Source organism: Gemmatimonadaceae bacterium (genome assembly GCA_020846935.1).
Lineage (GTDB): Bacteria > Gemmatimonadota > Gemmatimonadetes > Gemmatimonadales > Gemmatimonadaceae > RBC101.
Genome location: JADLCY010000004.1, coordinates 106488 through 121294, shown reverse-complemented (window position 1 = coordinate 121294; position 14807 = coordinate 106488). Strand labels below are relative to the sequence as shown.

The 14807-nt window shown below is 68.2% G+C and carries 12 protein-coding genes; 7 read left to right on the top strand and 5 right to left on the bottom strand.

Annotated features, from left to right (window positions below; genetic code table 11):
- Positions 1-181: 181 nt before the first annotated feature.
- The 4 genes from IT361_06570 to IT361_06555 all read left to right on the top strand — a co-directional run bounded on the left by IT361_06570 (position 182) and on the right by IT361_06555 (position 4068).
- The gene (locus IT361_06570; GenBank protein MCC6317342.1) at positions 182-1774 is read left to right on the top strand and encodes a carboxypeptidase regulatory-like domain-containing protein; all 1593 of its coding nucleotides are present in this window, start codon (positions 182-184) and stop codon (positions 1772-1774) included.
- A 353-nt stretch (positions 1775-2127) separates the two neighbouring features.
- Complete coding sequence (locus IT361_06565) at positions 2128-2961, top strand: helix-turn-helix transcriptional regulator (GenBank protein ID MCC6317341.1); 834 nt, start codon at positions 2128-2130, stop codon at positions 2959-2961.
- Between the two features lie 118 nt (positions 2962-3079).
- On the top strand, positions 3080-3499 hold the full coding sequence (locus tag IT361_06560; GenBank protein MCC6317340.1) for a DinB family protein: 420 nt from the start codon (positions 3080-3082) through the stop codon (positions 3497-3499).
- Positions 3496-4068, top strand: coding sequence for a methylated-DNA--[protein]-cysteine S-methyltransferase (locus IT361_06555; GenBank protein ID MCC6317339.1), 573 nt, complete (start codon positions 3496-3498; stop codon positions 4066-4068). The genes IT361_06560 and IT361_06555 overlap by 4 nt, the downstream gene beginning before the upstream one ends.
- 1 nt (position 4069) lies before the next feature.
- Here IT361_06555 and IT361_06550 read toward each other — a convergent pair whose 3' ends face one another.
- The 3 genes from IT361_06550 to IT361_06540 are packed head-to-tail and all read right to left on the bottom strand — an operon-like array spanning position 4070 to position 8672.
- Positions 4070-6832, bottom strand: coding sequence for an ABC transporter permease (locus tag IT361_06550; protein MCC6317338.1), 2763 nt, complete (start codon positions 6830-6832; stop codon positions 4070-4072).
- 8 nt (positions 6833-6840) lie between these two features.
- Positions 6841-7173: a PadR family transcriptional regulator gene (locus IT361_06545; protein MCC6317337.1), complete on the bottom strand. Its 333-nt coding sequence runs from the start codon at positions 7171-7173 to the stop codon at positions 6841-6843.
- Positions 7174-7229: 56 nt separating this feature from the next.
- The gene (locus IT361_06540; GenBank protein MCC6317336.1) at positions 7230-8672 is read right to left on the bottom strand and encodes a M48 family metalloprotease; all 1443 of its coding nucleotides are present in this window, start codon (positions 8670-8672) and stop codon (positions 7230-7232) included.
- A gap of 295 nt (positions 8673-8967) precedes the next feature.
- On the opposite strand from IT361_06540, the gene IT361_06535 reads away from it, so the two are divergent.
- The 3 genes from IT361_06535 (at position 8968) to IT361_06525 (ending at position 12281) form a co-directional block, all read left to right on the top strand.
- Positions 8968-9606 (top strand): DUF1080 domain-containing protein, encoded by a 639-nt coding sequence (locus tag IT361_06535; GenBank protein ID MCC6317335.1) that lies wholly within the window; start codon positions 8968-8970, stop codon positions 9604-9606.
- 70 nt (positions 9607-9676) lie between these two features.
- Positions 9677-10924, top strand: a complete 1248-nt coding sequence (locus IT361_06530) for a nucleoside permease (GenBank protein MCC6317334.1) — start codon at positions 9677-9679, stop codon at positions 10922-10924.
- Between the two features lie 13 nt (positions 10925-10937).
- The gene (locus IT361_06525; protein MCC6317333.1) at positions 10938-12281 is read left to right on the top strand and encodes a Gfo/Idh/MocA family oxidoreductase; all 1344 of its coding nucleotides are present in this window, start codon (positions 10938-10940) and stop codon (positions 12279-12281) included.
- A 4-nt stretch (positions 12282-12285) separates the two neighbouring features.
- Here the strand turns inward: IT361_06525 and IT361_06520 are convergent, their stop codons facing one another.
- Complete coding sequence (locus IT361_06520) at positions 12286-13410, bottom strand: alkaline phosphatase family protein (GenBank protein MCC6317332.1); 1125 nt, start codon at positions 13408-13410, stop codon at positions 12286-12288.
- Positions 13411-13504: 94 nt separating this feature from the next.
- Positions 13505-14770 (bottom strand): PQQ-dependent sugar dehydrogenase, encoded by a 1266-nt coding sequence (locus IT361_06515; GenBank protein MCC6317331.1) that lies wholly within the window; start codon positions 14768-14770, stop codon positions 13505-13507.
- Positions 14771-14807: the final 37 nt, after the last annotated feature.

Sequence of the window (14807 nt, the reverse complement as noted above, 5' to 3'; positions counted from 1 at the left end):
GTGGGGCGAACCGAAGTCGGGTTCGTCCCACGGTGACCGAAAGTGGAACGCGAGGCGGCAGAGGCAGTACCATCTCGTCTGCGCCCGGAGGCAAATCACGAGGCCTGCCCCGAGCGCCTGATCTCGCCCGGTCGTATCTTGCCTGACCGCAAGGTCATTCGCTCTTCCCCGATCGTGCCGTATGCGACTTGCCCCCGCCAGCCGCCACGCCGCCGTGCTGCTCTGCCTGGCGCTCTCGTCCAGCAGCAGCGTGCTCGCGCAGCAACAGAAGCAGCCACCGCGGCGACCGCCCGCGCGGGCGGCCGCCAAGGCGGACTCGACCAGGGCCGCCGATAGCAGCGCAACTGCAAAGCCCGCCGAGGTCGTGGTACCGCGAGCGCCCTCGGCAACGCTGTTTGGCACGGTGTTCGATTCCGTGCACATGTCGCCGCTCGCTGACGCGCGCGTGATGGTCGAGGGGACGAATCGCTCGACGATCACCACCGACAAGGGCGTCTTTCGCGTCGACAGCATCCCGCCGGGCACGTACAAGGTGCGGGTCGATCATGTGATGCTTGACTCGCTCGGCATGACGATGATCACCAACGACATCGAGCTCAAAGACGGCGCGGTGGAGAGCGTGCAGCTCACGGTGCCGTCGGGCGCCACGCTGGTCGAAGTGTCGTGCCCGGCGGCGCGGCGTGCGCTCGGCCCGTCGGCGATCATCGGCCGGCTGCTCGATGCCGATACCGAACAACCGGTGAAGGGCGGGCGCGTGTCGGTCGTGTGGGAAGAAATGTCGATCAACGCCGGTTTGCGACGCGTGCCGCGGCGACGCGACGCGCTCGCCGGTGAGGACGGCGTCTACCGTATCTGCGGCCTGCCCAACGCGTTCGAGGGCACGCTGCAGGCCGACTTCAAGGGCATCACGACATCGGAAGTGCGTGTGAAGTTCGAAGGTGACGCGCTCGTCGTGCAGGGCCTCAAGATCGGCAGCGCCAACACGGTCGCGGTGTCCACCGGCGACAGCGCCACGCGACGCATGCGCGAGGCCGCGGTGGGCAAGTCGTTCTCGGCGGCCACCCTGCAAAAGGGCAGCGCGAGACTCACCGGCCGAGTGCTGAACGCGGCGGGTGCGCCGATCGTCGGCGCGCGCGTCGACGTGCTCAACACCGCGGGAATGACGCTGACCGGCGAGGGGGGCGTGTTCCGGCTCGACTCGCTGCCCTCGGGCACGCAGTCCGTCGTCGTCAGGCAGATCGGCCTTGCCCCGGTGGAGCAGGCGGTGGAGCTGTCGACCCGACAGGTCGCGGACATGACTATCACGATGTCGCGCGCGGCCACCGTGCTCGCCGAGGTGCGCGTCGAGGCCCAGGCCGACGCCGGACTCGAAAAGGTCGGCTTCACGCAGCGCAAGAAGTCCGGGTTCGGATACTTCCTGAACGGCGACGACATCACCAAACGCGCACCGAACCTGCTCACCGACGTCTTCCGCACCATTCCGGGGCTGCGCGTCGTGCCGTCGGGCACGGACTACGTGGTCCAGAGTTCGCGCAACATGGTGAACGGGTGCGTGCGCTACTTCGTGGACGGTGCCGTGTGGGAGGCGATCTTCCCCGGCGACGTCGACCGGCTGGTGCCACCGTGGGAGATCGGCGCGATCGAGGTCTACAACGGCACCTCCGTGCCAGCCCAGTTCCAGATGGCGGGCTCCACCTCGTGTGCGGCGATCGTGATCTGGACCAAGACGCGCCTCAACGCCCCGTCGGGCAGGGACCGCAACCGCAGCCAGTAGTTTGGCACGGAGGCAGGCGTCGAGCCCTCGCGTTCGAACCGGCTGATCGACATCGCCAGGGACCGCTCGACGCGCGGGATCACCGTTCGCCCGCCCGCAGCCGGTCGTTCGGGACGGAGGCCGGCGTCGAAGCCCTCGCGTTCGGACCGGATGGTCGACATCGCCAGGGACGCTCGACGCGCGGGATCACCGTTCGCCCGCCCGCAGCCGGTCGTTCGGGACGGAGGCCGGCGTCGATCCCTCGCGTTCTGGCTGACTGATCGACATCGCCAGCAACCGGTCGGACGTGCTGAATCACCGTTCGCCCATACGACGACCCGGGAACCTTCTCGCCGGCCGTACCTTGGTGAACCATGAACCGCCACGCCCTGATCCTGGAAACGCCGGCCGTATCGCTGGCCGCGTTTGATCACCCGCACGGCGTCGCGCACACGGACCCGGACGTCGAGTGTACACGCCGGCACGCCGTGGCCTTCGTCGACGAAGGCTCATTCGACGTAGTGATGGGCCGCGATCGGTGGCGGCTGGGGCCGGGATCCCTCTTCCTCACCACACCGGGCATGACATTCTCAGTGCGTCACGACTGCGACACGCCGACGGATCGCTGTCTCTCACTCTCCTTCAGTGAACACGCATGGGAGCACCTGCGCTCAGCGGGAGTCCCGGAGCTGGCGCCGCCTCACGGGGTGGTCGATAACCGGCGCGCGTTCGTGCGTCGCCGGCTCGCGACCTGCGCGCCCGGACAGGAGATGCGGCTTGAGCTGCTCGCCGCGTCACTGGTGGACTCGTTCGGCGACGTGCCGGCTCCGCGCCGCCGCGCTTCCAATGCGACGGCCATGGCCCGACAGCTGGATCGCGCAGTTGAGCTGATCGATACCTCGTACGCCTCCGCACTCACGCTCGATGCGCTCGCGAAGGCGGCGCACATGAGCCCGTTTCATTTCGCGCGCATGTTCCGCGAGCAGGTGGGCATGCCGCCGCATCGCTATCTGATGACGGTGCGCCTGCGCGAGGCGGTACGACTGCTCGAGCAGGGTGCGAGCGTGTCCGATGCGTGCTATCGCGTCGGGTTCGCCTCGCTCAGCCACTTCGTCACGATGTTCCGCGAGCGGTTCGGTGTGGTCCCTTCGCGTGCCAACCGCGCCACGTTGCGCGCGATGGCACTCCCCCGTTGGGCGCGCCGATGACGGCTCCCCGAAATCGCGCAACAATCCGCAAGCTTCGCCGACAGCGGATCGGGTAGGCTGACGCGCGTCCGACTCGGTGAGTCGGCGCGCTCAACCCCCGCATCGGAGTGAATGCACCATGCACGAGACCCTGCAGGCCCGCTGGACGGAGATCGGTGACAAGCTCGTCGAGCTGGCAAAGGACTTTCCCGAGGACCGCTACGACGCCGCCCCGTCGAGCGGCACGCGCACGTTTGCCGAGCAGCTGCGGCACGTCGCATTCTGGAACGACTACGCAGCCCGCAGGCTGCAACAGCAGGACGCCGACGGTAGCGCCAACGAAGTGCCAAGGTCCGCGGCACCCACCAAGGCCAAGGTCGTCGATGTTCTTCGGCGCTCCTTCGATGACGTGGGCAAGGAGATCCGCCACATGAATGGCTCGACGGCGGCGGCGGACGTGGATACGGTCATCAGCTTCATCGAACACAACGGCGAGCACTACGGACAGCTCGTGCTGTACTTCCGACTCGCCGGACTGGTGCCTCCATCGTCGCGATGACGCATGGTCCGGGTCACGCCGTCGGCTACGCCGTGTTTGACACGGCGGTGGGACGTTGCGGCGTGGCCTGGAGCGAGGCCGGCATCGTTGGCGTGCAGCTGCCCGAAGCGGGCGGACCTCACGCCACGGGCCGACGTCTCGCGAAGCGCTTTCCGGATGCGCGCTCGGTGTCCGCGCCACCGCCGGTAGCCCGAGCCATCATCGGCATGACCGCACTGCTCGAGGGCACACGCGACGACCTCCGGGACGTGGTGCTCGACGTGCGTGGCGTCCCCCCGTTCAACGCGCGCGTGTATGCCCTGGCCCGTGCCATCCTCCCCGGCTCGACGTCAACCTACGGCGAGCTTGCGCGGCAGTTGGGCGATCCGACCGCAGCCCGAGGCGTTGGGCAGGCGCTGGCGCAGAACCCGTTCCCCCTCGTGGTCCCCTGCCATCGCATCCTCGCCGCGGGCGGAGGGCTCGGCGGATTCTCGGCGCGCGGTGGGCGCGACACCAAGCGCGCGCTCCTCGCCATCGAGGGCGCGACGTCGGTCGATCAGCTGCCGTTGTTCGGAGGAAAGTCGGACTGAGTCAGTCGCCCCGCAGCACGTCCGCCGGTGCCACCCGCGCCGCGCGGCGAGCGGGCAGGAGGCACGCCACGGCGGCGGCGCCCAGCAGCACGCCCGCCACGATCGAGTAGGTCACAGGGTCGCGCGGCGCGACGCGATACAACATGCCGGACGCCAGCGGGGCAAAGGCCCACGCGACAACCCCGCCGATCACGAGCCCAACCATGGCGTGCCGCACACCATCGCCCACGATGAGCCCGCGCAGCTGCCCCGGCCGCGCGCCCAACGCCGAGCGCACCCCCAGCTCGTGCCAGCGTTGCGAGACGTCGTAGGCGACCACGGCGTAGAGGCCGATGGCCGCCACCAGGAGCGCCAGTCCCCCAAACACACCGAACATCGTTGCGCCAAGCTGCCAGGGCTCGATCTCCGGCTCGATGATCGATCGCAGCGTTCGGACGTGCGCGTAGGGGAGGTCGGGCCGCTGCGTCTGCAGGCGTTCGCGCACCAGTGCCGCGACGACGGCAGGATCGCCGTTCGTACGCACGAAGAGCGAACGCCAGGTCGGTTGCTGCCACGTCGCCTGTCCGAGCACCACGAGGTACTGAGGCACGGTCTCTTCACGCAGGTTGTCGCGGAAGCTGTTCTCCATGACGCCGACGACGGTGGTGCAGGGCACCGAGTCGCCACCGACTTTCATGCACTGCCCGATTGGATTCTGGCCGGGCCACAGACGAGTCGCCATCTCCTCGTTGATGACTCCGACGGGTTCGGCGCCCTTCACGTCGGTGGGCAGGAACCCCCGGCCGCGTGTCACGCGGGTGCCCAGCGTGGCGAGGAAGGCTGGACTCACCGAGTTCACATATGGTCCTTCGCCACGCAGCTCCGGGAGCGAGTCGCGCCCGGGCAGCTTGAAGTCGCTCGCCCAGCTCGACGCAAACGGCGTCGTAACGCCGAGCGCGGCCGAAGCCACGCCCGGCAGGTGGCCCACGCGCTCCAGCGCTTCGGCCCAGAAGCGATCGACTTCCACGTCGACCGAGTCCCGGTTGGCGCCCGCGAAGACCGGGCCCAGGTCGACATCGGCCACGAGCACCTTTGACGCGTCGTACCCCAGGTGGACGGACGCCACGTTGCGCAGTGATCGCACGAACAGCCCAGCGCCGACAAGCAGCACGACCGACAGCGCTGCCTGCGCCACGAGCAGGGCGCGCTGGAGCGTCGTGCGGCGATGCCCGCCGCCGCGTGTGCCGGCCTTGAGAGCCGTTGTCAGGTCCTGCCGGCTCGCGACCAGCGCCGGTGCCAGGCCGGCCATGACGACCGTAACCAGGCACGCGCACAGCGTGAACGCCACCACGCGTGCATCGATCGCCGCGGAGTCCCACGCCATCTCTGCCAGGAACGTGCGTCGCATGAACGCACTGCCCCACCATGCCAGCAGCAGGCCGACCGACCCGCTGGCGAGGGACAGGAGCAGCGTCTCGCTCAGCAACTGCCTGACGAGTCGCCCGCGCCGTACGCCCATGGCGAGGCGCACCGCGATCTCCCGCCGCCGGCGGCTGGCGCGCGAGAGCAGCAGGTTGGCGAGGTTAGCGCACACGATGAGGAGCACGACCGCCGCCACGCCGCCCAACCAGGCCGCAATGCGGCCTTGCGGCGTGAATCCAGCGCGACCGCCCTGCTCGATGCCCGGCGTGCGCTCGACGCCCGCCCCGCGCGCCGGCACCATGGACGCGAACACCACCCGCGCCAACGAATCGCTCTGTTTGGACTCCCGATTGGCGCGCTGATGCACCAGTGTCGCGCGCTCGGCGGCCATGGTCAGCGGGACGTCGGCACGGCGCTCGGCCACCACCTTGATCCAGAACCAGTTGCGCGACGTCTCGAAGTCGGCGCCGATCGTGCGACCAGCCGCCGTGCGGATCGGGATCCACGCGTCCACCCGCAGCGATTGCGGGCCGTGAAATCCTGGCGGCGCCACCCCAACCACGGTGTGCATGCGACCGTCGAGACGAACGGCGCGGCCAAGCACCGCCGGGTCCGCGTTGAACTGTCCGCGCCACAACGCGTCCGCGAGCACCACGGCCGGTTCGGTGGCCGCAGGGTCGTCTTCGGCCGGGGTGAACCACCGGCCAAGCGCCGGTGACGCGCCGAGGAGGTTGAAGAAGTTCCCGGTCGCCAGCCCGAGGCTCACCTTGCGGGCAGCGGGCCCCTGGTCGAGCGAGCCCTCGGCGAGAAAGTAGGCGGCGGCGTCCTTCACCGCGCCGGAACTGTCGCGCAGCGCCGCAAAGTCGGGCCACGATGTGTTGTTCCTCGTGAACGCGCGACCCGAGCCCTCGGGCCGCGTGAAGTACACCAGCGACATCTCCGGGGTATCGCGCACGTGCGGCGGCGCACGCAGCAGCAACCGGTCGATGACGCTGAACATGGTGCTGTTCGCCGCGATACCGATGGCCAGCGTGAAGATCGCGCCGAGGGCGAACAGTGGCTCGCGCACCAGGCCGCGCACCGCGTAGCCCAGGTCGCTCCGCAGCTCATCGAGCGCCGTGCGCCACCGAGCACGGGTCAGGCGCTCGCGCCCTTCGCTCTTGAGCGAGGAGCGGTGCTGGTCGACCGGCCCGAACCGACGTTCGGCCTCGCGCCGCGCCGCTCCCTCGTCGAGGCCGCCGGCCACCAGTTCCGCGGTCACGGCGTCGAGGTGAAAGGCGATCTCGTCGTCGACGTCGCGCTGCACGCGGTCGACCGAGTCGACGTGGCGAAAGAGCCGGCGAAGGCCAGGGAGCCGCGGCATCGGGCTCCTCAGGCGGGTTGCAGCACGCGCCCAACGGCCGTCACGTACCGATGCCACTGCTCGGCCTGCGCACGCAGCGCGCGACGTCCCGCTGTCGTGAGATCGTACTGCTTCACGCGGCGCCCTTCGGCGGTGGTTCCCCACTCGCTCTCCACGAGACCGCGTCGTTCGAGCCGGTGCAGCGACGTGTAGAGCGCCCCGTCTTCGATGGCGAGCGCGTCTTCCGTGGTCTCGCGAATCCAGCGGGCCACGCCGTAGCCGTGATTGGGACCCCACGTGAGCGTCTTGAGCACGAGCACGTCGAGCGTGCCCTGCAGGAGCGGCATCTGGTCTGCGGCCATACTACCCTCAAATGTTGAGGGTAGTATGCACGGGCCCCTGGGCCCGACGCAAGCCCCTACTCGACCACCACGCGCTTCACGCGGCTGCCGGCCGGGAACAAAGCGTTCGCGTTCTCCACCCCGTTGATCACGGCGAGCTGCTCGATGGGGATCGGCGAGGGGTACTGCTGCTGGAACTGCGCGAGCGTCATCGCGCTGGCGAGGCGTACGAGTCGCAGGCGTTGCGGCTTCACGCCGAGCACGCGCGCGTCGGTCACGCGCTGGAATGAACCGATGGCGGCGCGGAACGCGCCGTCGTAGGACGCGATGCGTGGCTGTGGGGCATAGGCGAGGATCTGAAAGGTCGCCCCGTCGAGCTGGACAAACGCGGCGTAGCCGGCAAGCACGGTCTGCTCGGCCTGCGCGGTGAACTGGGTGACGGCTGCCGGCAGCCCGTTGATGCTGTTCGTCGATGTGCCGAGCGCGCGCACGCCTTGCTGGTTGGCGAACTGCGCAGCGGCCTGCGATGGCGCCGCGTTCCCGGCTGCCGACAGCACGATGATGGCGTCCTGCTGGGTGCTCACCGCTGCCACCTGCGTGGGCGCGTTCTGAGTCCGCCATCCCGATGGGAAGTCCAGGCGGAACTTCATGGACGGGTGATAGAAGACCTGCTGCTGGAAGTAGCCCTGCCTGGGATCGTCGCCGAACACGATGCCGTCGATGTGCTGCAGAAACGCGTCGCGGTTGACCTTGAGCGCGCCAGCGGGCCGCGACCACGCCGCGATGCGTTCGCGCGTCTTCTCCACGCGGTTGCCGGGGTCCGGGTGCGTCGAGAGCCACTCGGGCGCGCGCTCGGAACCGGCGCTGGTCCGCTCGAGCGTCCGGAACATCTCGGCCATCTCCGCGGGATCGTATGACGCCGCCGTCATGTATCGAAAGCCGAGGTCATCGGACTGCGTCTCGTCGTCACGCCCGAACTTCATGAACATCACGCCGAGTGCCTGGCTTCCGAGGTTGCCGAACTGCTGCAGCTCCGGCGCGGCGATCATGGCGCCAACGAGGCCGATCTGGGCGAGTTGGGCGCGGGACATCTGGTTGACCGAGTGTCGGGCCGTGATATGGCCAATCTCATGGCCGAGCACCGAGACGAGCTGCGCCTCCGAGTTCATGTAGGCGAGGATGCCGCGCGTCACGAAGACCGGCCCGCCGGGAAGGGCGAAGGCGTTGACCATCGGGTCATCGATCACCGTGAACGACCACGGCAGGCTGGGCCGTTCGGACGACCTGGCCAGCGGCATGCCTAACGAGCTGACGTAACGCTGCAGCTGGGAATCCGGGTACACGCCCATCTGCACGGCGGCCTCTTTGGCCGCTTGCAATCCCATCTGGATCTCCTGCGACTCCGAGACGAGGGAGAGCTCGCGACGGCCGGTGACCGGGTTGGTGGCGCAGGACAGAAGGGCGACGCCAAGGCCGGCGAGAGCGATCGCGCGGCCAGAACGCAGGTGAAGTCGGGTCATGGGGAGTGGTGTGCGTTGCCCAATGATACGCGAATCCCGGCGCGTCCGGTCCCCGGCTGTGTGCAACGGGTCCGTTGCGAGCGGAGCGACCGCGGCTGCGACCGCGCGGGCCCCTCGGGAGCGCCGCCCGGTCGACGTTGCCCGGCAACCGGCGGGAGTGCGCTGCTCCGCCGTGCTTTGCACAGCGCGGTTCGCTCTTCCGCCGTGACGCGAGCGGCCCTACGTTGGCCGCGACCTCACTCTGCTGCCGATGCGCCGGTCCCGGTTCGTTGTCGCGATGCTTCCGCTGACACTCATGACCTCTCCCCTGGCCGCACAGACTGCCGGCCCCTGGCGATCGCTGATCGACGCGCGAGCGACAGGCTGGCGCGGCTACCAGAAGGCAGGACTGCCCGACGGCTGGAAGGTCGTCGACGACGCCCTCACGCGCGTCGCGGCCGGCGGTGACATCGTCTACGGTGCCGAGGCTTTCGGCGACTTCGAACTCGAGTTCGAGTGGAAGGTCGGGCCGAAGGGAAACAGCGGCGTCTTCTATCGCGCGGGCGAGGCGACCGCGCGCATCTACGAGAACGCCGCCGAGTATCAGGTGCTCGACAACATCGGACACCCCGACAATACGACCGAGCTCACCGTCGCGGGCGCCAACTACGCGCTGTATCCCGCGCCACGCGACGCGGTGAAGCCGGTCGGCGAATGGAACGTGGCCCGCATCGTGGCGCGCGGCGCGCACGTCGAGCACTGGCTCAATGGCCGCAAGGTGGTGGAGTTCGAGCTCTGGTCGCCGGACTGGGAGCGCCGCATGAAGGCCTCGAAGTTCGTGGAGTGGCCCACCTACGCCCGGGCATCACGGGGCTTCATCGGACTCCAGGATCACGGCGATTGGGTCGCGTTCCGCAACATGCGCATCAGGACGTTCGGGGTCGGGCGAGGGTAGCGGTAGGTCGATCTCCGAGGGCGCACGCGCGTTGCGCGGACCGCCACCAACTCCCAACCCATCGCCCCTCATGTCCGTCCGCACGAAGCTCTCCATCATGATGTTCCTCCAGTACTTCATCTGGGGGAGCTGGTTCGTGACGATGGGCACGTACCTCGGGCAGGGTCTGCGATTCACCGACGGCGAGATCGGACTCGCCTACGGCGCAACGGCGATCGCGGCGCTCATCTCGCCGTTCTTTGTGGGCATGGTCGCCGATCGGTTCTTCGCCTCCGAAAAGCTTCTCGTGATCCTGCACCTCGCCGGCGCGGGTGTGATGTATCTCGTGTCGCAACAGACGAGCTTCAGCACGTTCTACCCGATGCTGATTCTGTATGCGCTCTGCTACATGCCGACGCTGAGCCTCACGAATTCCATCTCCTTCCACCACGTGAAGGATCCGGGCAAGGACTTCCCGCTCATTCGCGTCCTCGGCACCATCGGCTGGATCGCCGCCGGCACGATCGTCGGCAAGGTGCTCAAGGCGGATGCGCAGTCCACTCCCATGCTCATCGGCGCCGCGGCGTCCGTGGTGCTCGGCATCTTTGCGTTCCTGCTGCCGCACACGCCGCCCAAGGCGGCGGGCACCCCGTTCTCCGCACGCGACGCCCTGGGGCTCGACGCCCTGGCGCTCCTCAGGGACCGCGACTTCTCGATCTTCGTGCTCGGCTCCTTTCTACTGTGCATTCCGCTGCAGTTCTACTACACGTTCGCCAATCCGTTTCTCAACGAGATCAACGCTCCGGACCCGGCGTTCATCCAGACGTTCGGGCAGTGGTCGGAGATCGGCTTCATGGTGCTGTTGCCCTTCTTCCTGCGGCGTTTCGGCATCAAGACCATCATGCTGGTGGGCATGGCGGCATGGGCGCTGCGCTACGTGGCGTTCGCCGAGGGCAATGCCGCAGGAGGGCTACCGCTGCTCTACATCGGGATCCTGCTGCACGGCGTCTGCTACGACTTCTTCTTCGTGAGTGGTCAGATCTACACCGACCAGAAGGCGGGCGAGAAGACGCGCGCGGCCGCCCAGGGCTTCATCAACTTCGTCACCAACGGCCTGGGCTACTTCATCGGCGCGTTTGTCTCCGGCTTCGTCGTGAACCGCTCGTCGTCGCCCAACCCGACCTGCAGCGAAGCCGCGGCAAGCGCGCGCGAGTGCCTGGCCGTCGTGCATGACTGGACGGCGATCTGGCTGCAACCCGCGGCGATGGCGGCCGTGGTCTTCCTGCTCTTTCTCCTGCTCTTCCGCCCGGCGAAGATCCCGTCGGTCGATACCCGTTAACCCGTTCCGAGCCATGACCCAGTCCCGTCGCAGCTTCGTGTCCGACGTGTCCAAGGCCGGCGCAGGCGCCTTCGCCTTCACCATCGTCCCGCGCCACGTGCTCGGCCGGGGATACCAGGCGCCGAGCGATACGGTCAACATCGCCTGCATCGGCGTGGGCGGCATGGGTTACAACGACGTCGTCGGCATCGCGCCCGACAACAACATCGCGTTCCTCTGTGACGTTGATGATCGACAGGCCGAGCGCGCAGCGTTGCGCTTTCCTCAGGCGAAGCGCTACCGCGATTATCGGCAGCTGTTCGATCGCGATGCCGCCGGCTTCGACGCCGTCACGATCACCACGCCCGATCACACGCACGCCGCGATCGCGATGATGGCGCTCAAGGTGGGGAAACACGTGTACTGCCAGAAGCCGCTCGCGCGCACCGTTGGCGAAGTGCGCGCGCTCAAGGCCGAGGCGGCACGTCGCCCGAAGCAGGCCACGCAGATGGGGAACCAGGGGCACGCGATGGACACCACACGCGTGCTCCGCGAATGGATCGAGTCGGGCGCGATCGGCTCGGTGCAGCGCGTCGAGTTCTTTACCAACCGACCGATCTGGCCGCAGGGCATCAATCGGCCCACGGACATGCACAACGTTCCGCCCACGCTCGACTGGAACCTCTGGCTCGGCCCGGCCGCGGAACGCCCATACCACCCGAGCTATGCACCGTTCAACTGGCGCGGCTACTGGGACTTTGGCACCGGCGCGATGGGCGACATGGCCTGTCACCTCATGGACGCCGCGTTCTGGATTCTCGAGCTTGGCTACCCCGCGCGCGTGATCCCGGAGTCGACGGCCCTGTTCGCCGAGACGGCCCCGCGTTCGTCGCGCATCACCTACGAGTTTCCGGCGCGCAACGGTCGCCCGCCAGTGACCGTGACGTGGCGTGACGGCTCGCTGTTTCCACCGCGGCCCGAGGAGTGGGGCATGACACGCCCATGGCCTAACGACCCCGAGGGCGGGCAGCTGTGGGTGGGCGACAAGGGTTCGCTCCTGGCCGGCACGTACGGCGGCGATCCACAGCTCTGCGACCCGGCAAAGAACGCCGTCATCCTGGCCACTCCCGTGCCGAAGAAGTACGAACGCACGCCCGGCGTCTACAAGGAGTTCATTGCCGCGGTCAAGAACGGCACGCAGCCCGGCTCGAGCTTCGTGAGCCACGCCGGCCCGCTCACCGAGATGATCGTGCTCGGCAACCTCGCCGTTCGATCCGGGCGCACGATCGAGTTGGATCCGGTGACCGGCGCGGTGAAGACCGCGAACATCCCGGCGGAGTGGATCCTGCCGACCTACCGCGCAGGGTTCACGCTCTAGGCGGTCACCGACGGCGACCCACGACCGATGTGATGGGTGCGCCGGCCTGCGGGTTTGTCGCGCGCCAGTCCTCGCCGAGCAGTGCGGCGAGCGTGGCCGCGACCTGCGACTGCGCCACACGAGCCGCACGCGTGACTTCTCCGAGCGCCGGGGTGTCCGGCCCGATGACAGCCAACCAGATGTTCTCCGCGCCGGTCACATCCTCACCGTGGTCGCGCCACTTCGATGGCCCGTCGCCGCGACCGTGATCGGTGGTGATGATGAACGTCGTGGTGCCACGGTATTCGGGCATGGCCTGCATCGTCTCCCATAGGTCACGGATGTAGCCGTCGACACGGTGGGCGGACTGGAGCAGCATGTCGTACATGCCCGAGTGCGCCCACTCGTCGGTTTCGCCGTAACCGACGAACAGCACGCGTGGCTTTCGCTGGCGGATGTACTCCTTCGTGGCGGCGTGCATCGGGGCGTCGAAGGCGTTGCCGTCCCACATCCGTACCGAGGTGCGGTACCACTCGTTCACGAACGCGGCGCGCGGCGTGCGCGCCATGGCCCCGTGGAAGGGCTCGTCCCACCCGTCGAAGACGTCGAAGCCGGCACGCTCCCGATTGAAGATCCGGCGAAAGGCATCCCAGGTGGCGATCGCCGCCACTTTCCCTCGGTAGGCCGGGCGGCGGGCGAGCCACTCGAACACCGTGATGTTCGGGTTGGGCGGATATTCGTTGCTGTCGATCCGCGGATCGGCAGCGCCGGTCAACAGCTCGTTGTAGCCCGGATACGAGAAGCGCATGGTATTGGTGATCGCCGCCACGCTCCCGCTGTCCTGGTTGCCGAGCAGCACGCCGTCATTCGCGATCCTCCCCCAGAGAAACGGAAGGAGCGTGCGCCGGCGCGACGCGAGATCTTCGCGATACCAGCGCCTCAGAGCCGCGGTCGTGTCGCGCACACCGCCAGCCGTGCGGCTCACGAGGGCGCGCTCGGCGCCGCGAAAGACTTCCTGCCAGCGCAGCCCGTCGCTCACGATCAGCACCACGTTGCGCGTGCGTGTCTGTGCGATCGACGCGGCCGGTGTGATGGTGGCCAGCGCGAAGGCGGCCAGCAGGACGCGTGGGCTGAGGCTGGAGTCAGTCATGGGCGAGTGGCAGCGAGGGTCGCGAAAACGTGCAACGGCGCCGCGGGATCCACATCCCCGCGGCGCCGTCTTCGTGCAAGGAACTTCGGTGCTGTTACCGGCCGCCGACCCAGCGAATGCGGTAGACGCGCCCCGCACGGTCATCGGTGACGAGCAGCGATCCGTCGGAAGCGACGGCGAGCCCCGTGGGGCGACGTTGCTGTTCGTTGGCCGCACCGCGGAACCCATCGGCGAAGATCTCGTACGCTCCGCTGGGGCGCCCACTGGCAAAGGGTTGATAGACCACATTGAAGCCGGCCTGCGGGAGCGGCGCGCGGTTCCACGAGCCATGGAACGCGATGAACGCACCCTGCCGGTACTTCGCCGGAAATGCGTTCGCCGTGTAGAAGACCATCCCGTTAGGCGCCCAGTGACCCGGGTAGGCGGCCATCGGCTGACCCACCGCGGCGCACTTCCCCGGCTTCACACCGTCGCCACCGTACTCCGGCGCCAGCACCTTCTTTTTCTGGTCGACGTCCCAGTAGCAGTACGGCCAGCCAAAGTCGCCGCCCTTGTCGAGCCTGAACATCTCCTCACCGGGATTCTCGGCGCTCTTGGCCTCGGTGTACAGCGGGAACGTCTTGCCCCAGTTGCTGGCCAGCAGGTCGCGCCCGTGTTGCGTGCCCCACGGGATGCGCCCCGCGGGGTCCATGGTGATCGCCATGATGTTGCGGATGCCCGTTGCCCAGCGCTCGCCGTCCGCCTGCGATTGCCGGAGCTTCTTTGCATCGAATCGCCAGATTCCTCCGGAGGTCTCGAGGAAGGGACACGGATCCTGACCCTTGGTGCCCGGTGCGTTCATGCGTTCTTCGCATGCGTTCGAAGGCGCCCCGATGTTCACGAAGATCGACCCGTCCCGGGAGATCGCGAAGCTCTTGGCGGCATGATGCCCGCGCTCGGCGCGCAGGCCCATCACGACGGTGTCTGGCGAGGCCCCGCGATCGATCCCGCCGGGGCTCCAGCGGTAGCGTACGATCGCGGTGTCGGTGCCGAAGTAGACGTAGCCGTCGTGGTACACGGCCTCGCTTCCGGTGAGCGCGCCGATGCGCGAGACCACGTCGGCCGTGCCGTCGTTGTTCGTGTCCCGGAGCATCACCAGGGCGCCGCGCTGCGTGTTCGTGCTGCGCACGGCCACGAACAGGTCGCCGTTAGGCGCCACGGTGATGTGGCGCGCCGGGCCAATGCTGTCGGCGACGATCTGCGCGCAGAATCCGTCCGGGAGCCTGAGGCCCGCGTTGTCAGGGGCGCATTGCGCCCGCGTGCCCTGCGCCGCTGCCAGGGAAGGAACCAGAAGGAGCGCGAACCCGAAGTTTCGGAACATGAGTTGAAGTGTCCGTTGTTGTTGGTGTCCTCGACTA